The organism is Burkholderia sp. AU45274 (assembly GCF_030482505.1).
Classification (GTDB): domain Bacteria; phylum Pseudomonadota; class Gammaproteobacteria; order Burkholderiales; family Burkholderiaceae; genus Burkholderia.
This window is the reverse complement of sequence record NZ_JAUJQE010000005.1, coordinates 47,650-70,715: the sequence shown is the minus strand read 5'-3', so window position 1 is coordinate 70,715 and position 23,066 is coordinate 47,650. Positions and strand designations below refer to the sequence as shown.

The 23,066-nt window shown below is 65.9% G+C and carries 26 protein-coding genes; 17 read left to right on the top strand and 9 right to left on the bottom strand.

Annotation, left to right across the window (positions count from 1 at the left end):
- The first annotated feature begins 12 nt into the window (after window positions 1–12).
- From QZM35_RS19370 to nadC, 4 genes are all read left to right on the top strand, one after another.
- Window positions 13–1,377: a mechanosensitive ion channel family protein gene (locus QZM35_RS19370; RefSeq protein ID WP_089431601.1), complete on the top strand. Its 1,365-nt coding sequence runs from the start codon at window positions 13–15 to the stop codon at window positions 1,375–1,377.
- Between the two features lie 221 nt (window positions 1,378–1,598).
- Window positions 1,599–2,792 carry an acyl-CoA desaturase gene (locus tag QZM35_RS19365; protein WP_089426146.1) on the top strand — a complete coding sequence of 398 codons (1,194 nt, stop codon included), beginning with the start codon at window positions 1,599–1,601 and terminating at the stop codon, window positions 2,790–2,792.
- 255 nt (window positions 2,793–3,047) lie between these two features.
- Entirely contained in the window at window positions 3,048–4,184 is a 1,137-nt protein-coding gene (nadA, locus tag QZM35_RS19360) for a quinolinate synthase NadA (protein ID WP_301776642.1), read from the top strand.
- Window positions 4,184–5,149: a carboxylating nicotinate-nucleotide diphosphorylase gene (nadC, locus tag QZM35_RS19355; RefSeq protein ID WP_301776641.1), complete on the top strand. Its 966-nt coding sequence runs from the start codon at window positions 4,184–4,186 to the stop codon at window positions 5,147–5,149. The genes nadA and nadC overlap by 1 nt, the downstream gene beginning before the upstream one ends.
- A gap of 91 nt (window positions 5,150–5,240) precedes the next feature.
- On the opposite strand, the gene nadB is transcribed toward nadC, so the two are convergent.
- The 4 genes from nadB to radC all read right to left on the bottom strand — a co-directional run bounded on the left by nadB (window position 5,241) and on the right by radC (window position 8,417).
- Complete coding sequence (gene nadB, locus QZM35_RS19350; RefSeq protein ID WP_046544591.1) at window positions 5,241–6,827, bottom strand: L-aspartate oxidase; 1,587 nt, start codon at window positions 6,825–6,827, stop codon at window positions 5,241–5,243.
- Window positions 6,828–6,987: 160 nt separating this feature from the next.
- Window positions 6,988–7,155 carry a 50S ribosomal protein L33 gene (gene rpmG, locus QZM35_RS19345; protein WP_006478046.1) on the bottom strand — a complete coding sequence of 56 codons (168 nt, stop codon included), beginning with the start codon at window positions 7,153–7,155 and terminating at the stop codon, window positions 6,988–6,990.
- Window positions 7,156–7,172: 17 nt separating this feature from the next.
- Window positions 7,173–7,406 (bottom strand): 50S ribosomal protein L28, encoded by a 234-nt coding sequence (rpmB, locus tag QZM35_RS19340; protein WP_004186391.1) that lies wholly within the window; start codon window positions 7,404–7,406, stop codon window positions 7,173–7,175.
- 237 nt (window positions 7,407–7,643) lie between these two features.
- Window positions 7,644–8,417 (bottom strand): DNA repair protein RadC, encoded by a 774-nt coding sequence (gene radC / locus QZM35_RS19335; RefSeq protein ID WP_089431600.1) that lies wholly within the window; start codon window positions 8,415–8,417, stop codon window positions 7,644–7,646.
- On the opposite strand from radC, the gene QZM35_RS19330 reads away from it, so the two are divergent.
- The 9 genes from QZM35_RS19330 (at window position 8,416) to QZM35_RS19290 (ending at window position 15,749) form a co-directional block, all read left to right on the top strand.
- Complete coding sequence (locus tag QZM35_RS19330; protein ID WP_256093565.1) at window positions 8,416–8,541, top strand: hypothetical protein; 126 nt, start codon at window positions 8,416–8,418, stop codon at window positions 8,539–8,541. The two genes, radC and QZM35_RS19330, sit on opposite strands and share 2 nt — an antisense overlap.
- 11 nt (window positions 8,542–8,552) lie before the next feature.
- The gene (locus tag QZM35_RS19325; RefSeq protein ID WP_046544593.1) at window positions 8,553–9,008 is read left to right on the top strand and encodes a peptidylprolyl isomerase; all 456 of its coding nucleotides are present in this window, start codon (window positions 8,553–8,555) and stop codon (window positions 9,006–9,008) included.
- 2 nt (window positions 9,009–9,010) lie between these two features.
- Window positions 9,011–9,991: a 4-hydroxy-3-methylbut-2-enyl diphosphate reductase gene (ispH, locus tag QZM35_RS19320; RefSeq protein WP_011352949.1), complete on the top strand. Its 981-nt coding sequence runs from the start codon at window positions 9,011–9,013 to the stop codon at window positions 9,989–9,991.
- 203 nt (window positions 9,992–10,194) lie between these two features.
- Complete coding sequence (locus QZM35_RS19315; protein WP_174975958.1) at window positions 10,195–10,938, top strand: amino acid-binding protein; 744 nt, start codon at window positions 10,195–10,197, stop codon at window positions 10,936–10,938.
- A 211-nt stretch (window positions 10,939–11,149) separates the two neighbouring features.
- Window positions 11,150–12,100, top strand: a complete 951-nt coding sequence (locus tag QZM35_RS19310; RefSeq protein ID WP_006488946.1) for a branched-chain amino acid ABC transporter permease — start codon at window positions 11,150–11,152, stop codon at window positions 12,098–12,100.
- Between the two features lie 18 nt (window positions 12,101–12,118).
- Complete coding sequence (locus QZM35_RS19305; protein ID WP_046544596.1) at window positions 12,119–13,288, top strand: ABC transporter ATP-binding protein; 1,170 nt, start codon at window positions 12,119–12,121, stop codon at window positions 13,286–13,288.
- Between the two features lie 23 nt (window positions 13,289–13,311).
- On the top strand, window positions 13,312–14,088 hold the full coding sequence (locus QZM35_RS19300) for an ABC transporter ATP-binding protein (RefSeq protein WP_069248652.1): 777 nt from the start codon (window positions 13,312–13,314) through the stop codon (window positions 14,086–14,088).
- Window positions 14,088–14,804, top strand: a complete 717-nt coding sequence (locus tag QZM35_RS19295; RefSeq protein WP_089426143.1) for an ABC transporter ATP-binding protein — start codon at window positions 14,088–14,090, stop codon at window positions 14,802–14,804. The genes QZM35_RS19300 and QZM35_RS19295 overlap by 1 nt, the downstream gene beginning before the upstream one ends.
- A gap of 273 nt (window positions 14,805–15,077) precedes the next feature.
- Window positions 15,078–15,749 carry a DUF2278 family protein gene (locus QZM35_RS19290; protein ID WP_069248650.1) on the top strand — a complete coding sequence of 224 codons (672 nt, stop codon included), beginning with the start codon at window positions 15,078–15,080 and terminating at the stop codon, window positions 15,747–15,749.
- 24 nt (window positions 15,750–15,773) lie between these two features.
- On the opposite strand, the gene QZM35_RS19285 is transcribed toward QZM35_RS19290, so the two are convergent.
- The 3 genes from QZM35_RS19285 to QZM35_RS19275 all read right to left on the bottom strand — a co-directional run bounded on the left by QZM35_RS19285 (window position 15,774) and on the right by QZM35_RS19275 (window position 18,750).
- Window positions 15,774–16,229: a GNAT family acetyltransferase gene (locus QZM35_RS19285; RefSeq protein ID WP_089426142.1), complete on the bottom strand. Its 456-nt coding sequence runs from the start codon at window positions 16,227–16,229 to the stop codon at window positions 15,774–15,776.
- A 13-nt stretch (window positions 16,230–16,242) separates the two neighbouring features.
- The gene (locus QZM35_RS19280; RefSeq protein ID WP_069248649.1) at window positions 16,243–17,427 is read right to left on the bottom strand and encodes an acetylornithine transaminase; all 1,185 of its coding nucleotides are present in this window, start codon (window positions 17,425–17,427) and stop codon (window positions 16,243–16,245) included.
- Between the two features lie 291 nt (window positions 17,428–17,718).
- On the bottom strand, window positions 17,719–18,750 hold the full coding sequence (locus QZM35_RS19275) for a CDP-6-deoxy-delta-3,4-glucoseen reductase (RefSeq protein WP_011352940.1): 1,032 nt from the start codon (window positions 18,748–18,750) through the stop codon (window positions 17,719–17,721).
- Window positions 18,751–18,857: 107 nt separating this feature from the next.
- Here QZM35_RS19275 and QZM35_RS19270 point away from each other — a divergent pair, with 107 nt between their 5' ends.
- Window positions 18,858–19,895 (top strand): NAD-dependent epimerase/dehydratase family protein, encoded by a 1,038-nt coding sequence (locus QZM35_RS19270; protein ID WP_301776640.1) that lies wholly within the window; start codon window positions 18,858–18,860, stop codon window positions 19,893–19,895.
- On the opposite strand, the gene QZM35_RS19265 is transcribed toward QZM35_RS19270, so the two are convergent.
- Window positions 19,878–20,063, bottom strand: a complete 186-nt coding sequence (locus QZM35_RS19265) for a hypothetical protein (protein ID WP_089426139.1) — start codon at window positions 20,061–20,063, stop codon at window positions 19,878–19,880. The two genes, QZM35_RS19270 and QZM35_RS19265, sit on opposite strands and share 18 nt — an antisense overlap.
- 108 nt (window positions 20,064–20,171) lie before the next feature.
- On the bottom strand, window positions 20,172–20,888 hold the full coding sequence (locus QZM35_RS19260) for a pseudouridine synthase (RefSeq protein ID WP_089426138.1): 717 nt from the start codon (window positions 20,886–20,888) through the stop codon (window positions 20,172–20,174).
- Between the two features lie 114 nt (window positions 20,889–21,002).
- Between QZM35_RS19260 and copC the strand changes: the two genes are divergently transcribed.
- The 3 genes from copC to QZM35_RS19245 all read left to right on the top strand — a co-directional run bounded on the left by copC (window position 21,003) and on the right by QZM35_RS19245 (window position 22,906).
- Window positions 21,003–21,377, top strand: a complete 375-nt coding sequence (gene copC, locus QZM35_RS19255) for a copper homeostasis periplasmic binding protein CopC (RefSeq protein ID WP_089431593.1) — start codon at window positions 21,003–21,005, stop codon at window positions 21,375–21,377.
- A 63-nt stretch (window positions 21,378–21,440) separates the two neighbouring features.
- The gene (locus QZM35_RS19250) at window positions 21,441–21,941 is read left to right on the top strand and encodes a DinB family protein (protein WP_089431592.1); all 501 of its coding nucleotides are present in this window, start codon (window positions 21,441–21,443) and stop codon (window positions 21,939–21,941) included.
- Window positions 21,942–22,132: 191 nt separating this feature from the next.
- Window positions 22,133–22,906 carry an SDR family oxidoreductase gene (locus QZM35_RS19245; protein WP_039368119.1) on the top strand — a complete coding sequence of 258 codons (774 nt, stop codon included), beginning with the start codon at window positions 22,133–22,135 and terminating at the stop codon, window positions 22,904–22,906.
- Window positions 22,907–23,066: the final 160 nt, after the last annotated feature.

Sequence of the window (23,066 nt, the reverse complement as noted above, 5' to 3'; positions counted from 1 at the left end):
GCTGGACGGACGATGGAGAATCTGCAGAGCCGCCTGCTGTCGCACCGGCTGGCATTGGTCATCCGCGATTTCCACCAGCCGGTGATGATCTGGCAGGCGGCGATCCTCATCGGCGCGCTGTGCTTCGCATGGGTGGCCGCGCGCTTCGTGCACGGCCGGATCGACGCGCGCCGCCGGGCGGCCGGACGTGCGCCCGGCGCGGGCGCGCAAAGCCTGAAGCGCGCGTTGTTCCCGCTGTTCGGCGGCCTGTTCGTGGGCGGCGCGCAACTCGCGTTCGACCCGTTCATGTCGACGTCGCTGCTGTCGCTCGCGCTCGTGCCGCTGTTCGGCATCGGGCTGATCTACGTGCTGTTCTTCTTTGCGCGGCGCGTGTTCGCGCGCGACGGCCACACGCATGCATGGCTGTCGATCGTCGAGAAGATCGTGTCGACCGTCGTGTGGGCCGCGATGGTGCTGACCGTGCTCGGCATCCAGCGTGACGTGCTCGGCTGGCTCGACAGCGTGCAGTTCCGCGTCGCCAATGCGCATCTCACGCTGCTGTCGGTGATCTCCGGCGCGCTGTGGGTGTGCGTGACGCTGATGGTCGCGATGTGGCTCGGCTCGGTGCTCGAGGATCGCCTCACACGTGCGAGCACGCTCGACGCGAACCTGAAGGTCGTGCTGTCGCGGGTCGGCCGCGCGCTGCTCGTGTTCGCGGCGATCCTGATCGGGCTGTCGCTGGTCGGCATCGACGTGACCGTGCTCGGCGTGTTCGGCGGCGCGGTGGGTGTCGGCCTCGGTTTCGGGCTGCAGAAGATCGCCAGCAACTACGTGTCGGGCTTCATCATCCTGCTCGACCGCTCGCTGCGGCTCGGCGACGCGATCAGCGTCGGCGGCCTGCAGGGCGTCGTCACGCAGATCCGCACGCGCTACACGGTCGTGCGCGGCCTCGACGGCAACGAGACGCTGATCCCGAACGAAAAGCTGATCACCGACGTCGTGCAGAACCAGTCGTCGTACCTGACGCGCGGCTACGCGAAGGTCGCCGTGCAGGTCGCGTACACGAGTGACGTCGAGCACGCGCTCACGCTGCTCGCCGATGCGGCCAAGGGCGTGCCGCGCGTGCTGGCTGAGCCTGCTCCGACCCCGTATCTGGTGAGTTTCGGAGCGGACGGGATCGACCTGGAGCTCGGTTTCTGGATCGAGGATTCGGCGAAAGGCACGTCCGGCGTGCGTTCGAGCGTGAACCGGAACATCTGGCGCCTGTTCAGCGAGCACGGGATTTCGATTCCGTTCCCGCAGCGCGAAGTGCGCGTCGTCGGGTTGCCCGACGCCTTTCCCGCCACGGGTGTGACGGCCGGCAACGGCGCCGTGGACGGGCACGCACCGGCGGCATGACGCGCGCCGGTCGTCAATCGTACTGACCCCGCGGCCGGAACCGGATCGCGGGCCCTTCCAAGTCCGCCCATGGACTGGGTTTGTTGCGTCAGGGCAAGAAAATGTTCATTTTTTACAAAGACTTGGAACGGTTGAAGTAAAATTCTGGTCTACACGCGGTATGCTTTCATTTTTCTGACGCTCGGCGCGTGCCGGCGTCGCTCTCATCACAGGTAACTGCCTTGTTGAATTCCCTGCTCGATTTTCTTTCCCACGGGCTCCTGCATTTTTCGTGGTGGCAGGTCGCGTTGTTCGCGCTCGCCGTCACGCACGTCACGATCATCGGCGTGACGGTCTACCTGCACCGCTGCCAGGCGCACCGCGCGCTTGAGCTGCATCCGATCGCGAGCCACTTCTTCCGCCTCTGGCTGTGGATGACGACCGGCATGCTGACCGGCCAGTGGGCCGCGATTCACCGCAAGCACCACGCGAAGTGCGAGACCGAGGAAGATCCGCACAGCCCGCAGACGCGCGGCATCTGGAAGGTGTTCCTCGAAGGCGCCGAGCTGTATCGCGCGGAAGCGAAGAACGAAGAGACGATGCGCAAGTTCGGCCACGGCACGCCGAGCGACTGGGTCGAGCGCAATGTCTATTCGAAGTACCCGATTCTTGGCATCAGCCTGATGATGGTGATCGACGTCGCGCTGTTCGGCGTGATCGGCCTGACCGTGTGGGCCGTGCAGATGGTCTGGATTCCGTTCTGGGCGGCTGGCGTCGTCAACGGCTTCGGTCACTTCTGGGGCTATCGCAACTTCAACTCGGCCGACGCGAGCACGAACCTGTTCCCGTGGGGCATCGTGATCGGCGGCGAAGAACTGCACAACAACCACCACACGTTCGCGACGTCGGCGAAGCTGTCGAACAAGTGGTACGAGTTCGACATCGGCTGGATGTACATCCGCATCATGTCGGCGTTCGGTCTCGCGAAGGTGAAGAAGGTCGCGCCGACGCCGCGCCTGAACAAGCCGAAGACGGTGCTCGACCAGGAAACGCTGCAGGCCGTGCTGTCGAACCGCTACGAAGTGATGGCGCGCTACGGCAAGGCCGTGAAGCGTGCGTACCGCCAGGAGCTCGCGCACCTGAAGGAAATCGGCGGCGAGAAGTACCAGATGATGCGCGGCGCGCGCAAGTGGTTCCACAAGGACGCCGACGGCCTCGACGAGCCGCAGAAGAAGCTGCTGCCGGAAATCTTCGCGAACAGCCAGAAGCTGCAAACCTACTTCCAGCTGCGCCAGGATCTCGCCGCGATCTGGGATCGTTCGACCGCATCGCGCGAACAGCTTCTCGCGCAATTGCAGGATTGGTGCCATCGCGCAGAACAAAGCGGCATCAAGGCGCTGCAGGAATTTGCGACGCGCCTGCGCCGCTACGCCTGATTCGAAATCGATTAGAATCTAAGGACGTCAAAAACCCCGCGTTGGCGGGGTTTTTTATTTGGTCCGCCGGTTTTTGAATGGTGGTCGGCAGGGCCGGATTGGTATGAGGCTTGGGGCAACGTGGAAGTGTTGCTCCGGGGCGAACGCAGGGGATGGGATCGGAGTTGGCGTTGAAGCGCTAACTCTGATCGACCGCGAAGCATGGGACCAGCGTAAGCGCTAAAGCGCTAACGCTGGTCGACAGGAGATATGGAGATGCAATCGACGATCAAACCCGTCGAGTACGACCGGCCCGTTGCAGCAGGGACCGTGTGCGGTGTGGGGCAGGCATGGGCCAAGGTGCCCGATGCACCGTCCGCCGAAGAGCGGGCCGCGCTGAAAGCGCGCATCAAGGCATTGCTCGTGCGTGAAAAGGCCGTGCTGGTCGCGCACTACTACGTCGACGCCGAGTTGCAGGAACTCGCCGACGAAACCGGCGGCTGTGTCGCCGATTCGCTCGAAATGGCCCGCTTCGGCCGTGACCACGACGCGCAGACGCTGGTCGTCGCCGGCGTGCGCTTCATGGGCGAAACCGCGAAGATCCTGAGCCCGAACAAACGCATCCTGATGCCCGATCTCGACGCGACCTGCTCGCTCGACCTCGGCTGCCCCGTCGACGAATTCTCGGCGTTCTGCGATGCGCATCCCGACCGTACCGTCGTCGTCTACGCGAATACCAGCGCCGCCGTGAAGGCGCGCGCGGACTGGATGGTTACGTCGTCGATCGGCCTCGAGATCGTGGCCGACATGCACGCGCGCGGCGAGAAGATCATCTGGGCGCCGGATCGCCATCTCGGCAGCTACATCCAGAAGAAAACCGGCGCGGACATGCTGCTGTGGCAAGGCTCGTGCCTCGTTCACGACGAATTCAAGGGCATCGAACTCGACCTGCTGCGCGCCGAGTATCCGGACGCGAAGGTGCTCGTCCACCCGGAATCGCCGGAAAACGTCGTCGCGCAGGCCGATGTGGTCGGCTCGACCACGCAGCTGATCGATGCGGCGGTCAAGCTCGACGCGACGCACTTCATCGTCGCGACCGATCTCGGCATCCTGCACAAGATGCAGCTTGCGGCGCCCGGCAAGACCTTCATCGCCGCGCCGACCGCCGGCAACAGCGCCACCTGCAAGAGCTGCGCGCACTGCCCGTGGATGGCGATGAACGGCCTCGCGAACCTGGCCGACGTGCTCGAACGCGGTCACAACGAGATCTTCGTCGATCCCGCGATCGGCGAGCGCGCACGCCTGCCGATCGACCGGATGCTCGATTTCGCAGCCGCGCACAAGAAGCGCGTGCAGGCGAGCGGCGATCTGCAGCGTGACCAGCAACTGTTCGCGAAAGTGGGGGCTGCGTAATGAATAGCCCCCACGCTCACATTCGTTCACTGCCCCCCGAGGGGGCGGCCACCTTCCTTGGGGGCGGCCCGGCGGAAGGCGGCGCGAGTTCCGCAGTATCCCCGCTCTTCAACATCGTCCGCGAGCAGTACGGCGCGGCATTCGACGATGCGATCGCGCGCAATGTGGCCGATGCGATCGCGGAAGACGTCGGCACCGGCGACCAGACCGGGCGGCTCGTACCGGCCGGCGGGCGTCGCCGTGCACGCATCATCGTCCGCGAGGAAGCCGTGCTGTGCGGCGTGCCGTGGTTCGAGGCCGTGATTGCCCGGATCGACCCGGCGATCGTCGTGCAGTGGCGTTATCGCGAAGGCGATCGTATGTCGCCCGATTCGACCGTCTGCGAACTCGAAGGGCTGGCGCGCGCGCTGCTGACGGCCGAGCGCAACGGGCTGAACTTCCTGCAACTGCTGTCGGGCGTCGCGACCGCGACGCGTCGTTACGTCGATCGCGTCGAAGGCACGCGCGCGAAGATCCTCGATACGCGCAAGACGCTGCCGGGCCTGCGGCTCGCGCAAAAGTATGCGGTGCGCGTCGGCGGCGGCGAGAACCAGCGTCTCGCGCTGTATGACGGCATCCTGATCAAGGAAAACCACATCGCGGCGGCAGGCGGTGTCGGCGAGGCGCTCGACGCGGCATTTGCGCTGGAGTCGGGCGTGCCCGTGCAGGTCGAAGTCGAGACGCTTGCGCAACTCGATACGGCGCTCGCACATCGCGCGCAGTCGGTGCTGCTCGACAACTTCACGCTCGACATGATGCGTGAAGCGGTGCGCGTGGCGAACGGCAAGGCCGTGCTCGAAGTGTCGGGCGGCGTCAATTTCGATACGGTGCGTGCGTTCGCGGAAACGGGGGTCGATCGCATCTCGATCGGCGCGCTGACGAAGGACGTGCGCGCGACGGACTATTCGATGCGGATCGTCGACTGACCGAACGCCTTCGATCAGACAAAAAAGCCGTTGGCGCGCAAACGCCAACGGCTTTTTTCCTGTGCGGCCGCAGCCGGGAAGGGCGCGCCGCTCAGCGACGCGCGCGCGGCGTGAGCACGCTCGGCAGCGCCTTCGGCAGCGAGTTCGGCCAGTCGCGGCTGTAGTGGAGCCCGCGGCTTTCGCGGCGCGAGTGCGCGCTCTTCACGATCAGCGTCGCCACGTCGACGAGGTTGCGCAGTTCGAGCAGGTCGCGCGTCACGCGGAAGTTCGCGTAGTACTCCTGGATCTCGTCGCGCAGCAGCGACAGCCGGTGCTTCGCGCGTTCGAGGCGCTTGTCGGTACGCACGATGCCGACGTAGTTCCACATCAGGCGGCGCAGCTCGTCCCAGTTGTGCGCGACGACGACTTCCTCGTCCGCATCCGACACGCGGCTTTCGTCCCACGCGGGCAGCGTGGCCGGCGTTTCGGCATCGAAGCCGGCCGCTTCGATCGCCTCGGCCGCCGCGCGGCCGATCACGAGGCATTCGAGCAGCGAGTTGCTCGCGAGCCGGTTCGCGCCGTGGAGCCCCGTGTACGACGTTTCGCCGACCGCATACAGGCCCGCGAGATCGGTGCGCCCGGCGAGGTCGGTGACGACGCCGCCGCACGTGTAGTGTGCGGCCGGCACGACGGGAATCGGCTCTTTCGCGATGTCGATGCCGAATTCGAGGCAGCGCGCGTGGATCGTCGGGAAGTGTTCGCGCAGGAACGCTTCCGGCTGGTGGCTGATGTCGAGATACACGCAGTCGATCCCGCGCTTCTTGATCTCGAAGTCGATCGCGCGCGCGACGATGTCGCGCGGCGCGAGTTCGGCGCGCGGATCGTGCGCGGGCATGAAGCGCGTGCCGTCGGGCAGCTTCAGCAGGCCGCCTTCGCCGCGCACGGCTTCGGAAATCAGGAACGACTTCGCATACGGATGGAACAGGCAGGTCGGGTGGAACTGGATGAATTCCATGTTCGACACGCGGCAACCTGCGCGCCACGCCATCGCGATGCCGTCGCCGGTCGCGGTGTCGGGGTTCGTCGTGTACAGGTAGACCTTGCCGGCGCCGCCCGTTGCGAGCACCGTATGCGGCGCCTCGATCGTGATCGTGCGGTCGTTGTCGACGTCGAGCGCGTACAGGCCGTGACAGCGGCGGCCGGGCAGGCCGAGCCGGTCCGACGTGATCAGGTCGATCGCGTGGTGGTTTTCGAAGAACGTGATGTTCGGATGCTGGCGTGCACGGGCCGACAGCGTGGCGAGCACCGCATGGCCGGTCGCGTCGGCCGCGTGGATGATCCGGCGGTGGCTGTGGCCGCCTTCACGCGTGAGGTGGAAGCCGAGCTCGGCCGCGTCGTCCTTCGTGAACGGCACGCCCTGCGAGATCAGCCATTCGATCGCTTCGCGGCCGTGCTCGACGATATAGCGCGTCGCGCCTTCGTCGCACAAGCCGCCACCGGCGACCAGCGTGTCGTCGACGTGGTTCTCGATGCTGTCCGCCGAATCGAGGACTGCCGCGATGCCGCCTTGCGCGTTATCGCTCGCGCCCTCCATCATCGACCGTTTCGCAATCAGCGCGACACGTCGCGTGCTGGCCAGGTTGAGTGCGACCGACAGCCCTGCCAGGCCGCTGCCGACGATCGCCACGTCGAATTTCATGCTGCATCTCCATCGTTACGCTTTTGATCTTGTGCGTTCCGGCAGCCGTGGCCGCGGAAAGGGGAGAGCATACCGCGTCGCGCCGGAGCGTGCGCGCAAAACAAAAAGCCCCGCATGTGCGGGGCTTTTCGGTCGCCGTCAGGCTAGCAGAAACCGGAGATTACTTGATCTTGGTTTCTTTGTATTCCACATGCTTGCGGACGACGGGATCGAACTTCTTGATCGCCATCTTTTCCGGCATGTTGCGCTTGTTCTTCGTGGTCGTGTAGAAGTGACCCGTACCAGCGGTCGACTCGAGCTTGATCTTGTCGCGTGCGCCTTTTGCCATGATTGTGCTCCTTGGGCTTAGGCTTCGCCGCGTGCGCGCAGGTCAGCGAGCACGGAATCGATGCCGTTCTTGTCGATCAGGCGCAGGCCGGCGTTCGAGACGCGCAGGCGCACCCAGCGGTTTTCGCTCTCTACCCAGAACCGGCGGTTTTGCAGGTTCGGCAGGAAGCGGCGCTTCGTCTTGTTGTTGGCGTGGGAAACGTTGTTGCCGCTCATCGGCGCTTTCCCAGTTACTTGGCATACGCGTGCCATGAGAGCACTCCTAATACGCTAAATTCGGGGTTCGATCGCCGATGAAGGTTCCATCGTACCGCCACGTGATCCATGGCTGCACTCAGAACGCCGAAGCCCTTACAGACAAGGCCCTTCGATGGCTAGAACTGGTTGGAAAAAAGACAGACGGCGATTCTAGCAGAAAAAGTTCAGAAAAATCAAACCTAATTTCGCATCACCGTTGCGGCGCCGTTGGGCGGGCCGCAACCGCACAGTCTACATCCAACCGGCCCGTGCGAACGAAAAAGTATCACTGGTGCCGATCACGACGTGATCGAGCAGCCTGACATCGACGAGCGCGAGCGCGTCGTGCAGCACGCGGGTCAGGCGGCGATCTTCCGCGCTCGGCTGCACCGCGCCCGACGGATGGTTATGGGCAACGATCAGTGCCGCGGCGTTGTATGCGATCGCGCGGCGCACGATCTCGCGCGGGTAGACGGCCATGCGCGTCAGCGAGCCGCGCGTGATTTCCTCCATGTCGATCAGGCTGTGGCGCGCGTCGAGGTAGACCGCGGCGAACACTTCGTACGGACGCGCGCCGATCTTCAGCCGCAGATAGTCCTCGACCGCGCCGGGCGAATCGATCGGCTGCTTCTCGTGCGCTTTCTCCTTCAGCATGCGACGCGCGATCTCGATGACGGCGACCAGCCGCGCGGCGCGCGCGGGGCCGATGCCGGGGTGTGCCTCGAAATCGTCGGTGGTCGCCTCGAGCAACCCGTGCAACGACTTGAACTGCTTGACCAGGGCGCGGGCGGTGGTGAACACGTCGTGCCCGGGCTTGCCCGTGCCGAGCAGCAGGGCGACCAGTTCGTCGTCGGTCAGCGCCGCCGGCCCGCGCTCCAGCAGTCGCTCGCGTGGCCGCTCGGGCCGCCAGCCGCGCAGGCGGTGCTTGCGCCGGTGGATCGGGATGACGCGGCCGGGCGGATCGGCCGGCAGATCGGTGCTGTCGCGGCATTCGACTGGCGGCAAGGCTGGGCAGGGTGACAGCATGCTTGAAACTCCATTGGCGGCGGGCAGTGTGCGCGACGTCGTCGCACTTTCCGCCTTGCGCGCTCAGGTGACTTACAATATTGGTTTTGCGCCGGGCCTTTCGGCCGTATCGGGCGCCGACTGAACGAGTAATTCATGAGCCTCATCGATCTATCCGAAGTGAAGCCCGGTTCCCACGTCACGTTGCATTACCGGCTGGCACTCGCCGACGGCGCCGATATCGTCAACACCTTCACCGACAAGCCGGCCACGCTGCTGCTCGGCGCGGGGCAACTGGCGCCGTCGCTGGAACAGATTCTGATCGGCCTCAGGGTCGGCGACCATTCGACTTTTCAGCTAGCCCCCGAACAGGGGTTCGGTCCCCGGAATCCCGACATGCTCCAGCGCGTGACGCTGTCGACGCTGCGCGAGAACGGGATGGTCGGCGACGATTTCACGCCGGGCGAGCTGATCGAGTTCAACGCGCCGGACGGCGGCCGATACGCGGGGGTGCTGAAGGAAGTCAGCGAAACCTCGGCACTGTTCGACTTCAATCATCCGCTCGCGGGCCAAGCGCTCACGTTCGAAGTGAAAATCATCGGAATCCTGTAATCATGAGCACCACCGATACGCTGTCCGGGCAGACCGTCGCCGCCGATGCCGAAATCCTGCTGGCCCAGCCGCGCGGTTTCTGCGCGGGCGTCGATCGCGCGATCGAGATCGTCGAGCGCGCCATCGCGATGCACGGTGCGCCGATCTACGTCCGTCACGAGATCGTCCACAACAAGTACGTGGTCGAGGATCTGAAGAAGAAAGGCGCGATCTTCGTCGAGGAACTCGAGGAAGTGCCGGCCGGCAATACCGTGATCTTCAGCGCGCACGGCGTGTCGAAGGCCGTGCGCGACGAGGCCGACGTGCGCGGGTTGCGCATTTACGACGCAACCTGCCCGCTCGTCACGAAGGTGCACGTCGAAGTGGCGAAGATGCGCCAGGACGGCGTCGACATCGTCATGATCGGGCACAAGGGCCATCCGGAAGTCGAAGGCACGATGGGGCAGGTCGAGCGCGGCATGCATCTCGTCGAGAGCGTCGAGGACGTGCAGAAGCTCGAGCTCGCCGATCCCGAACGCATCGCGCTCGTCACGCAGACGACGCTGTCCGTCGACGACGCAGCCGAGATCATCGGCGCGTTGAAGGCCAAGTATCCGAAGATCCGCGAGCCGAAGAAGCAGGACATCTGCTACGCGACGCAGAACCGCCAGGACGCCGTGAAGTTCATGGCGCCGCAGTGCGATGTCGTGATCGTCGTCGGCAGCCCGAACAGCTCGAATTCGAGCCGCCTGCGTGAAGTGGCCGAGAAGCGCGGCGTGGACGCGTACATGGTCGATGCACCCGACCAGATCGATCCGGCATGGGTCGCAGGCAAGCGTCGCATCGGCGTGACGGCCGGCGCGTCGGCCCCCGAAGTGCTCGCCCAGGCCGTGATCGCGCGGCTGCGCGAACTCGGTGTGCGCAATGTGCGCGCGCTCGACGGCATCGAGGAAAACGTGTCGTTTCCGCTGCCGCGCGGGTTGAACCTGCCGCCCGCCGCCTGATTGCCGCATCGCACCCGCGGAACACCGAAGCGCGCCTGACGGCGCGCTTTTTTTTGCCCGTCGAAATCGCAATCGCAACCATTATTCGGATTAATGGTGCAACCGGGTTGCTCTGCGCGCTTCCAAGCGTCTCTCAAAATTGGTTGCAATGCAGGAAAACCCCATCGAATCAGGATTATTGGCGTCCTATAAATGGAGTTACAATGCGCCCGTTTTCAGGCCTGAATGGCTTTGAAATCGGATTTTGGCAAGGCGCGGGAGACCACTCGATGCATGTGAAGTTGGCTTACGCCATGTCCGTCGCCGCACCGGTTGCAATGCTTGCCGGCTGCAGCAAAAAGAGCGACGACGAGGCGGGGAGGGAGGCTGCGGCGTTCGCGGCACCGCCGGCCAGCGGCGTGCGCGTCGCCGGAACCGGTCGTGCGGCACCGTTCGCGTGCCGCACCGCGCAATTGGGCAAGGACAAGGAAAACGGGGCACGTTTGGCGATCGAGGAAATCAACGCGCTTGGCCTGGCGAACGGCCAGGCAGCGGGCACGCAGGTTGCAGCACAGCAGGCCGCCGGTCGTGGCGTGACAGCGACCGTGCGCGCCGATCGACGCAGGCCGGCCCGGGTGCCCGGCGATGCGGGCAGCGTGCCGATGTCGCCGGTCCCCTTTCATTTCGATTCGACGAAACAGCGCGTTGCCGCGAGCAATGAGGTCGCGGCGCGCGGTCTGGTTCGTACGATGGATTCCGACGCAGTCCTGACGAATGTCGGGCGCGGCGTTCGCGGTGCCTCGCGAGGCACCGGGGCACGGAATCCAATCCGCCCGGGTGCGGGGCTTGCCTCGCACCGGACGGGACAAGGCACGGATGCCGGGCAACCGGACGATGGCCGTCTCGGCATGCTGCCCTACGACTTCAAGGAGGCCACGAACACCGTCCTCGATGTCGTGACGATTTAGCGACGGGACTCATGACGGCACCGGAACAGTGCGGTGCCGTTTTTGTATCCGCTCCGGCGGCAGGTTCGGCCGTACAGGCCGGGCGGCGCGCGCCGGGACGATCCACCCTTACCGGTATCGACTAGTACCCGCAGTGTCGCCGAGAAGGCGCGATTCCTCGCTTACCCGCGGGGCGCAACGTCCTCCGGCAGCACGGGCCAAGGAGCTTTAAATGGATATTTTCGTCCAGCAGGTTCTCAACGGGCTGGTGCTCGGCAGTGTCTACGCCATCATCGCGTTGGGTTACACGATGGTGTACGGCATTCTCGGCATCATCAACTTCGCGCATGGCGACGTGCTGATGATCGGCGCGATGGTCGCCCTGTCGGCCATCACCGTGCTGCAGAACCATTTCCCCGGACTCGGCAACGTCGCGACGCTGACGATCGGCCTGGGCATCGCCGCAGTCGTCTGTGCATTCGTCGGCTTCACGATCGAACGGGTCGCCTACCGGCCGCTGCGTCGCGCTCCGCGCCTCGCCCCGCTGATCACCGCGATCGGCGTGTCGATCCTGCTGCAGACCGCTGCGATGATCATCTGGTCGCGCAACCCGCTGCCGTTCCCGCAATTGCTGCCGACCGATCCGATCAACGTGATCAAGGCCACCGACACGACGCCTGGCGCCGTGATCTCGGTGACTGAAATCGTGATCATCGCGGTGGCGTTCATCGTGATGGGCGGCCTGCTGCTGCTCGTGCACAAGACCAAGCTCGGCCGCGCGATGCGCGCGATCGCCGAAAGCCCGAACACCGCGAGCCTGATGGGCGTGAACCCGAACTTCGTGATCTCGGCGACGTTCATGATCGGCTCCGCGCTCGCCGCGCTGGCCGGCGTGATGATCGCATCCGAATACGGCAACGTGCACTTCTACATGGGCTTCATCCCCGGCATGAAGGCATTCACGGCCGCGGTGCTGGGCGGGATCGGCAACCTCGGCGGCGCGATGGTCGGCGGCGTGCTGCTCGGCCTGATCGAGCAGCTCGGGGCCGGCTACATCGGCAACCTCACGGGCGGCGTATTCGGCAGTAACTACCAGGACGTGTTCGCCTTCATCGTGCTGATCATCGTGCTGGTGTTCCGTCCGTCCGGCCTGCTGGGCGAACGTGTCGCGGATCGCGCGTAACGGAAGGGAGCAAACAACATGACATCCATTCAACCGATCGAATCCTCGACGTCGCTCGTCGAAGAGCGCAACACCACCAAGACGGTCATCATCGGCCTCCTGACCGCGGTCTTCGTGATCGCGGCGCCGATCATCATCGGCTCGGCCGGCGGCAACTACTGGGTCCGCGTGCTCGACTTCGCGATGCTGTACGTGATGCTCGCGCTGGGCCTGAACGTGGTGGTCGGCTTCGCCGGCCTGCTCGACCTGGGTTACATCGCGTTCTACGCGGTGGGTGCGTACACGGCGGCATTGTTGAGCTCGCCGCACCTGACCTCGCAATTCGAGTGGATCGCGGCGCTCGCGCCGAACGGGCTGCACATCCCGTTCCTGATCATCGTGCCGATCGCGATGGCGCTGGCGGCGACCTTCGGGATCCTGCTCGGCGCGCCGACGCTGCGCCTGCGCGGCGACTACCTGGCGATCGTGACGCTCGGCTTCGGTGAAATCGTCCGGATCTTCATGAACAACCTCGACCGTCCGGTGAACATCACCAACGGGCCGAAGGGGATCACGGGCATCGATCCGGTGCACATCGGCGACTTCAGCCTCGCGCAGACGCACTCGCTGTTCGGGATCCAGCTGCCGTCGGTCTACATGTACTACTACCTGTTCGTGCTGTGCTCGCTGCTGGTGATCTGGGTGTGTACGCGCCTGCAGCACTCGCGTATCGGTCGCGCATGGGCGGCGATCCGCGAAGACGAGATCGCGGCGAAGGCGATGGGCATCAACACCCGCAACGTGAAGCTGCTCGCATTCGCGATGGGTGCGTCGTTCGGCGGCCTGTCGGGTGCGATGTTCGGTTCGTTCCAGGGCTTCGTGTCGCCGGAATCGTTCACGTTCTGGGAATCGATCGTCGTGCTGGCCTGCGTGGTGCTCGGCGGCATGGGCCACATCCCGGGCGTGATCCTGGGCGCGGTACTGCTCGCGATCTTCCCGGAATTCCTGCGCTCGACGATGAGCCCGCTGCAGCACGCGCTGTTCGGTCATGACATCGTCGATACGGAAGTGATCCGTCAGGCGCTGTACGGCCTCGCGATGGTCGTCATCATGCTGTATCGCTCGGAAGGCCTGTGGCCCGCGCCGAAGCATGAGGACAAGATCGCGAAACTGGCGAAGCGCGCCAGCAAGAAGCCGGTGCGCGCTTAATCGACGGACAAGGGGATACACACATGAGCGACAAACAAATCCGACTGTCCGTGCAGGGCGTGAACAAGCGCTTCGGCGGCCTGCAGGCGCTGTCCGATGTCGGTCTGCAGATCAGGGAAGGCGAGATCTACGGCCTGATCGGCCCGAACGGCGCCGGCAAGACGACGTTCTTCAACGTGATCACGGGCCTCTACACGCCGGACTCCGGCGAGTTTAAGCTCGACGGCACGGAATACAAGCCGACCGCGGTGCATCAGGTCGCGAAGACGGGCATCGCGCGCACGTTCCAGAACATCCGCCTGTTCGGCGGGATGACGGCGCTCGAGAACGTGATGGTGGGCCGCCACGTGCGCACCAAGCACGGGCTGCTCGGCGCGGTGTTCCAGACGCCGGCCGAACGCCAGGAAGAGCGCGAGATCAAGGAGCGCGCGATCGAGCTGCTCGAATACGTCGGCGTGCTGCAGTACGCGGACTACACGTCGCGCAACCTGTCGTACGGCCACCAGCGCCGCCTCGAGATCGCGCGCGCGCTGGCCACCGACCCGAAGCTGCTCGCGCTCGACGAGCCGGCGGCCGGGATGAACGCGACCGAGAAGGTCGAACTCACGCGCCTGCTCGACAAGATCCGCTCGGACGGCCGCACGATTCTCCTGATCGAGCACGACGTGAAGCTCGTGATGGGGCTGTGCAACCGGATGACGGTGCTCGATTACGGCAAGGTGATCGCCGAGGGTCTGCCGCAGGACGTGCAGAAGAATCCGAAGGTGATTGAGGCATATCTCGGCGCAGGGGTGCACTGATGGCAGCGGCAATGTTGAAAATCAAGGGCTTGCAGGTCAACTACGGCGGCATCCAGGCCGTCAAGGGCGTTGACATGGAAGTCCGTCAGGGCGAGCTCGTGACGCTGATCGGCGCGAACGGCGCGGGCAAGACCACGACGATGAAGGCGATCACGGGTCTGAAGGCGTATTCGGCCGGCGACATCGAGTACGAGGGCAAGTCGATCAAGGGCATCCCGACGCACGAGTTGCTCAAGCGCGGCCTCGCGATGGTGCCGGAAGGCCGCGGGATCTTCGCGCGGATGTCGATCGTCGAGAACATGCAGATGGGCGCGTACCTGCGCAACGACGGCGAGCAGATCAAGAAGGACGTCGACCGCATGTTCGGCTTCTTCCCGCGCCTGAAGGAGCGTGCGACGCAGCTCGCGGGCACGCTTTCGGGCGGCGAGCAGCAGATGCTGGCGATGTCGCGCGCGATCCTCTCGAAGCCGAAGCTGCTGCTGCTCGACGAGCCGTCGATGGGCCTGTCGCCGATCATGGTCGAGAAGATCTTCGAAGTGGTGCGTGAAATCTCGAAGGAGGGCATCACGGTGCTGCTCGTCGAGCAGAACGCGCGCCTCGCGCTGCAGGCGGCCGACCGTGGCTACGTGATGGACTCGGGCACGGTCACGATGGAAGGCGATGCGAAGCAGATGCTCGACGATCCGAAGGTGCGTGCCGCGTACCTGGGTGAATGAGTGAGTGAATGAGCGGGCCCGGTGGCGCGCGGCGGCAGATGCCGGCCGCGTCGCATACGGGCTTTCGAAAGGCTGTCACGGGATGCCGTGACAGCCTTTTTTTTCGTGTGTTGCGATTCCGGCCGAACTTGTGCGTGCGTGCGCGACTCCATTCGACTGTCGCGCCGCGCACGCGGCGCGGGAACGATGGGGCGGCCGCTCGTTGCCGGTCGCCTGCCAACCGTCACACGGGCCGCGTAGCATCGACGGCCCATCGGCACACGGAGAGCACGCATGAGTCTGGACTACGGTTTCGTGAAGGCGAAGGTGACATCGGTGGCGAAGCTGAAGGGCTCGCCGCATGGCAGCGAGATCCAGTATCACATCCACCTGACGCTGGCGTTGCCCGGCGGCGACTGGGACGTCGCGATCAACGTCGGCACCAACGACGCGGACGACCTGCTGAACTACAAGCTCGTCTACGATTTCCACCACCCGATCACGCAGACGCTCGCGGCCGCGGCCGAGGGCTACACGGACCTGACGGGGCAGGCGGCATTGCCCGCGCTCGACTACCTGCGCAGCGACATCCTGAACGAAACGGGCGCGTGGCGCCCGAGCGCCGTGATGGACGGCACGGAGAATCAGGAGCCGATCCCGTCGCTGCTGCGGCTCGTGAACGCCGCGCAGTCGCAGGGGCTCGACGTCGTCGTGTTCGGCCGCTCGTATGCGGAAGGCAACGGCATCCACGACACGCACATGAACCAGGGTTCGACCGGCTCGAACTACCTGCACCGCGCGGGCGACGACCACAACGACCACAACGACATCTGGCAGGACGGCGCGCTGATCGTGCGCGTGAGCGATACGCAGTGGGCCGCGTATTTCGCCGCGTTCGAGCAGCAGGCCGTGCCGACCGACGCGCTCGGCAATCCGCTGCCGGGCGCGGGGCCGATCACGCGCTGAAGTGGCGGGCTGCCGGCCTTTGCGTCACGCGGCCGGCAGCGTCTTGCCGAACGAGATGCGTTCCTCGACGCGATAGCCGAGCGCCGCGTAGAAGCGGCACGCATCGTCGTTGCCGGGCAGCACCTGCAGGTTGATCTTCAGGCAGCCGCGCGCGGCGAGCGCGCGTTCCGCATGCGCGATCAGCGCGCGGCCGATGCCGAGCCGGCGTGCGTCGTTCGATACGCCGAACGAGTAGAGCCAGCCGCGATGCCCGTCGAAACCCGCCATCAGCGTGCCGACCACGCGCGCGCGGCTGGTCGCGACGAAGAACAGTTCCGGCTGCGTCGCGAGCTTCAGCTCGATCGATCGCAGCGGATCGCGGTGCGGCGGCGCATCCGCGTCTTCGTACTGCGGGAACGCGTCGCGCCATACCGCGAGCACGGCATCGGTGTCGGCGCGTTCGAACGGGCGGATCACAACGGCATCGGCGGCGGCATCCATCGGCGGGCTCTCCTTAGAGCGTGTCGAGCACCGACCGCAGCATCGCCATCATCTGGTCGATTTCCTCGGTCGTCACGTTCAGTGCGGGCATGAAGCGCAGCAGGTTCGGCCGCGCGGCGTTCAGCAGCAGGCCGTCGGGCTGCATGTCGCGCGCCTTCTCGACGATCTGCGGGCCGATGTCCTTGCCGAGCAGCAGCGCGCGCAGCAGGCCTTCGCCGCGTTCGCCTTCGAAGCCGCGCTCTTCCGACAGCTCGAGCAGCTTGCGCTTCAGGTATTCGCTGCGCGCACGCACGCCTTCGAGGAAGCCCGGTGCGACGAGCTGCGAGATCACCGAATAGCCGACCGCCGTCATCAGCGGGTTGCCGTTGTACGTGCCGCCCTGGTCGCCTGCCTCGAACACCGCGAACTCGGCCTTCGACAGCAGCGCGCCGAGCGGGGCGCCGCCGCCGATGCCTTTCGCGAGCGTCATGACGTCCGGCTCGATGCCGGACAACTCGTACGCGAACAGCGTGCCCGCGCGGCCGCAGCCGCTTTGCACTTCGTCGACGATCAGCAGCAGGTCGTGCTGCTTCGTCAGCGCGCGCAGCGCCTGCATGAATTCACGCGTGGCCGGAATCACGCCGCCTTCACCCTGGATCGGCTCGAGCATCACGGCGACGGTCTTGTCGGTGATCAGCTTCTCGACCGAGTTGATGTCGTTCAGCTCGGCCTTCGGGAAGCCCGGCACCTGCGGGGCGTAGATCGTGTCCCAGCCCGGCTTGCCGCTGGCCGACATCGTCGCGAGCGTGCGGCCGTGGAAGCTGTGGTCGAACGTGATGATCTCGTACGCGCCGTTCTTGAACTTGCGGCCCCACTTGCGCGCGAGCTTGATCGCGCCTTCGTTCGCTTCCGCGCCGCTGTTCGTGAAGAACACCTTGTCGAACACGCTGTGCTGCGTGAGCAGGCCCGCGAGCTTTGCCATCGGTTCGTTGTAGAACGCGGGCGACGGGTTCAGCAGCTTTTCCGCCTGCGTCTTCAGCGCGTCGACGATGCCTTCGTTGCAATGGCCGAGGCTGTTGACGGCCCAGCCCTGGATGAAGTCCAGATAGCGCTTGCCCGTGTGATCGTAGAGCCACGAACCCTTGCCGTGCGTAAACACGATGTCGGGGCGGTTCGTGATGTACATCAGCGAGTCGATCGGATAATCGTTCAGGGGCATGGCAGCAGACTCCAGCGGACGTTGAAAGGGAAACAGGCAATAAAAAAGCCACGGAAGGCCGTGGCTGGTGGGTCGAACAGCTTGTGCGTAACCGGTGAAGCTGTGGGGGTTACGCGCGAGTCCGTGACGAGCCTGCGGCATCCGGGCGGAGCGGCGAGCGGCGACGTCGAAGGGCGGACAGGAAGCAGTTCATGTGCGCAAGCATAAGGCATCCCGCGCGTCACTGTAAACCGCCGCGATGCCACGGATGTGACATCGCAGCGCGTAGTGCCGTACGCGGGTGCGCGGGCCTCAGACCGGATGCGCGAGATCGGCGGCGCTCGTGAACGAGTCCGCGTAGAACTCGTCGGCCGGCAGCGCGTGGTGCTGCGTGAAGTCGCGCTGCGCGGATTCGACCATCACCGGCGCGCCGCACGCGTACACCTGGTGGCCCGACAGGTCGGGCAGATCCTCGATCACCGCGCGGTGGACGAAGCCGGTGCGGCCCGTCCACTGATCGCCGGCGTCCGGCTCGGAGAGCACCGGCACGTACTTGAAATTCGGGATCTCGCGTGCCCACTGCTCGGCCAGTTCGCCGAGGTAGATGTCCTTCTTGCGGCGCGCGCCCCAGTAGAGCGTCATCGGGCGCGTGATGCCCGTGTGCTTCACGTGCTCGATGATCGCCTTGATCGGCGCGAAGCCGGTGCCCGATGCGAGCAGCACGATCGGCTTGTCGGAGTCTTCACGCAGGAAGAACGTGCCGAGCGGGCCTTCGAAGCGCAGGATGTCGCGCTCCTTCATCGCGCCGAACACGTGGTCGGTGAACTTGCCGCCCGGCATGTGGCGGATGTGCAGCTCGACCGGGCCTTCCTCGTGCGGCGCGTTCGCCATCGAGTAGCTGCGGCGCGAGCCGTCCTTCAGGATGAACTCGACGTACTGGCCCGCGAGGTACTGCAGGCGTTCGTTGGCGGGCAGTTGCAGCTTCACGACCATCACGTCGTCGGCCTTGCGCTCGAGCGCGGCGATCCGGCACGGCAGCTTCTTGACCTGCACGCCGTCGACGCCGGCGATTTCACGCACGTCGATTTCGAGATCGCACTGCGCCTTCGAGCAGCACAGCAGCGCGAGGCCGCGCGTGCGCTCGTCGTTGGACAGCGCCGACGCGGCGTGCGGGCCCTGTTCGATCTGGCCCGACACGATCTGGCCCTTGCACGAGCCGCACGCGCCGTTCTTGCAGCCGTACGGCAGATGGACGTTCTGGCGCAGCGCGGCCGCCAGCACGGTTTCATCCGACTCGACCTGGAATTGCCGGCCGCTTTGCTTGAGAGTGACGTTGAATGCCATAGAACCAAACTAGAACAAAATGGGGGGACCGTGCATGTCGGGCACGGCAGCTACAATGCAAACCCGTTGCGCGTCGCGCAACGGTGGCTACTGATTTCGCAACCAACATGATCGCGACTCGAATCCTGCGCCGGCCGCGCGCACTGATCGTCGGCTGCGGCGACGTCGGCATGCGCTGCGTCGCGCAATGGCGCGACACGCGCCGCAACCTGCGGATCTTCGCGCTGACGAGCCATCCGGCCCGCCGCGACGAACTGCGCGCCGCGGGTGCAACGCCGATCGTCGGCGACCTCGATCGCCGGGCGACACTCGGCCGCCTCGCGGGTCTGGCCCGCACGATCCTGCATCTCGCACCGCCGCAGTCCGATGGCCGTGACGACCGGCGCACCCGTGCGCTGATCGCCGCAACGACCGTGCCTGCGCGACGGCCACCGGTGCCGCCGGCCTCGGCGGTCGGCCGGCTCCGAACCCTGCGCACCGCTACCCGGCAGGCCGGCGCGCCCGTTCGGGCAGCGCGTATTGTACCCGACGCCCTTCGTGCGCCGAGGCTCGTCTATGCCAGTACGACGGGCGTTTACGGCGATTGCGGCGGCGCGCGCATCGACGAAACGCAGCCGCTGCGTCCCGCGAATCCGCGCGCGTTCCGGCGCGTGTCGGCGGAGCGGCAACTGCGTGCGGCGACGGTGCGCGGCGTGCTGTCCGCGCGCATCGTGCGGATTCCCGGGATCTACGCGGCGAACCGCCTGCCGGTCGCACGGCTCGAGCGCGGCACGCCGGCGCTCGAGCCGGCCGACGACGTCTACACGAACCACATCCATGCGAACGATCTCGCGGCGATCCTGCGCCGTGTGGCCGAACGCGGCAAGCCGGCGCGCGCCGTGCACGCGTCGGACGACAGCGAACTGCGGATGGGGGAGTATTTCGACCGGGTCGCGCAGGTGCTCGGCCTGCCGAGGCCGCCGCGCGTCAGCCGCGCGGACGCCGAGCGTCAGCTCGAACCGACACTGCTGTCGTTCATGCGCGAGTCGCGGCGCCTGTCCAACGCACGGCTCAAGGCCGAATTGTGCGTGACGTTGCGCTATCCGACCGTAGATGATTTCCTTCAAACGCTCGCGCCGGGGAGCGCGTCAGGTGAGCGCCGGTAACGCCTCGATCAGCAGGAAGCACAGCAACGCGCCGATCAGCGCGCCAATCAGGTTCGGATGATATTTGTGCTTCATGTGCATCGCGGCCAGCAGCCCGCCGATCACGATGACACCGATGACCGCGAACGCGATCATCACGGACGACAGTTCGAAAGTATGGTTGTTCATGATGCCTCCCCCTACGTCGCTGTTCTCTTACAGCTTGTGATTTCAGTATAGCGGGGGAACATGCGGCCGAGATGCGGTCGAGCGTCGAACGGTCGTGCGGATTTTCCCTTACAGGGTTTTGACGGTATTGCGCAGCGCCGAAAGGTCGGCGTCGTCGAGCCATCGCCACGCGCCGGGCGCGAGGTCGCCCGGCAGCGTGAAGCCGCCGATGCTTTCGCGGTGCAGCAACTCGACGCGGTTGCTCACCGCCGCGACCATCCGCTTGACCTGGTGATACTTGCCTTCGAGCACGGTCAGCGCGAGCGCGTGCGGGTCGCGCGCGTCGGCGGCGACCGCCGCGATCGGCTTCGGCTCGCCGTGCAACTGCACGCCGGTGCGCAGCGTGTTCAGCTGCGTGTCGTCGAGCGGGTGGCGCACGGTTGCCACATAGGTTTTCGGCACCTTGCGTTTCGGCGACGTGTACGCGTGCACGAACTGGCCGTCGTCGGACAGCAGCAGCAGGCCCGTCGTGTCCTGGTCGAGACGCCCGACGCACTGCACGCCGCGCGCGACGAGCGGTGCAGGCAGCAGGCTGAACACGCTCGCGTGGTGTTGCGGATCGCGCGAACACTCGTAGCCGGCCGGCTTGTTGAGCGCGAGATAGGCGCGTGCGTGGAACGGCCACGCCGTATCGTCGACCGAGAACACGAGGCCGTCGGTATCGAACGCGGCGTCGGGGTCGGTCGCGCGGGCGCCCGCCACGGTGACGCGGCCCGCTTCGATCAGGCCCCGGCACTGGCGGCGCGAGCCGAAGCCCTGGGTGTAGAGAATGCTTTCGAGATCCATAGCGCGCGCATTCTATCAAGCGATGGCGCGCGACCGGCATGAGCGCGCATGCGCTGGTAAGCTGCCGGTACGCCGCGCGGGGCGCGGCGCCCGTTCATTCTTCACGGAAAGTCCATGCCTTTTGCTTCGTTCCCGTTCGGCCGCCACGCCGCTGCCGTCATCGTTGCGGCGACCGTCTCGTCGGCCGCGTTCGCGCACGCGCACCTCGCGAAGAGCGATCCGGCGGCGGGCGCGTCGGTGGCTGCCGCCCCGGCCGCCGTCACGATCGACTTCACCGAGCCGCTGGAACCCGCGTTCAGCTCGATCGTCGTCGTCGATGGCGACGGCAAGACGGTGTCGGACGGCCGCGCGCGCATCGACGCGTCGAACCGCAAGCGGATGTCGGTGCCGCTCACGGCGGTCGGCACCGGCGCCTATACGGTGAAATGGGTGGCCGTCGCGACCGACGGGCACCGCACGCAGGGCGCGTACGGCTTCAGCGTGAAGTGACGCAACGGCGACGGCAGGCCCGTGCCAGGGCTGCCGCCGCCCCTATCCGACACGGAGTCCCGCATGAATCCGACGACGCTCGACGCACTCGCCGATTTCCCCCGTCAGCTCGAAGCCCATTTCGCGGCCGTCCCCGACGGCTACGCGCGCTGGACGCCCGACGACTGGGCCGGGATGCCGAGCGAGCATTTTTCGCCGCTCGGGCAGCTCTGCCATGTGCGCGACATCGAGATCGACGGCTATCACGTGCGGCTGCGGCGGATGCTCGACGAAGACCGGCCGCTGCTCGTGTCGATCGACGGCGACGCGCTCGCGATCGAGCGCCGCTACAACGATGCGTATGCGTCCGACGTGCTCGCGGCGATCCACGAAGCGCGGCGCGAGACGCTGGACCTCGTGTCGCGCCTCACGCCCGAACAGTTCGCGCGCACCGGGGAATTCGACGGCTACGGTTCGTTGACCGTGCGCGGGCTCGTCCACTACCTGTGCAGCCACGACCAGCAGCACCTGGCCGGCATGCAGTGGCTGCTCGGCAAGATCGACGCGACGCTGTACGCGCGCTGAGCGGGCGCCGCCCTCGGCATCGGCGCCCATCAATCGAGGGCGGATCCGGCGCGGTTGTCGGTGCGGCAGGCTGCACTGCCACGCTTCGATTGGATCGTTTTTCTGGATAATCCATCCAGCGTTGCCCGGCTGACCGGCGCGTCGCGCGTGCCTACACTCCAAGCTTCGTTCAACGAGAAAGGGAGTCAACCGTGGCAACTCATACGCTCGCAGACAAGGTCGTCCTGATCGCAGGCGGCGCAAAGAATCTCGGCGGCCTGATCGCGCGGGATCTGGCGAGCCACGGTGCGAAGGCCGTGGCGATTCACTACAACAGCGCCGCGTCGCAGGCGCAAGCCGAGGAGACGGCCGCCGCGGTGCGTGCGGCCGGCGCGGAAGCGGCTACGTTCCAGGGCGACCTGACGACGGCCGCCGCGGTCGAGAAGCTGTTCGACGACGCGAAGCAGCGCTTCGGCAAGATCGACATCGCGATCAACACGGTCGGCAAGGTGCTGAAGAAGCCGTTCACCGAGATCAGCGAGGCCGAGTACGACGAGATGTTCGCGGTCAACAGCAAGTCGGCATTCTTCTTCATCAAGGAGGCGGGGCGGCACCTCGAGGATCACGGCAAGCTCGTCACGCTCGTGACGTCGCTGCTCGGCGCGTTCACGCCGTTCTATGCGGCGTACGAAGGGTCGAAGGCGCCGGTCGAGCATTTCACGCGCGCGGCGTCGAAGGAATACGGCGCGCGCGGGATCTCGGTGACGGCCGTCGGGCCGGGCCCGATGGACACGCCGTTCTTCTATCCGGCCGAGGGCGCCGATGCGGTCGCGTATCACAAGACGGCGGCCGCGCTGTCGCCGTTCAGCAAGACGGGCCTGACCGACATCGAGGACGTCGTGCCGTTCATCCGCCATCTCGTCACCGACGGCTGGTGGATCACGGGCCAGACGATCCTGATCAACGGCGGCTACACGACCAAGTAACCGGCCCGGCAACGGGCCGCGCGGCGCACCGCAATGGCGCGTTTGCATGGACAATGGACAGGCGCGCGGCCTCGCGGCTGCGTGCCGTTTTCTCTGTGCCGCCGGACCTGGCCGCGACGCGTGACGGCTGGCGGCGGCGTTCGTCCGAACCTACGTTTCC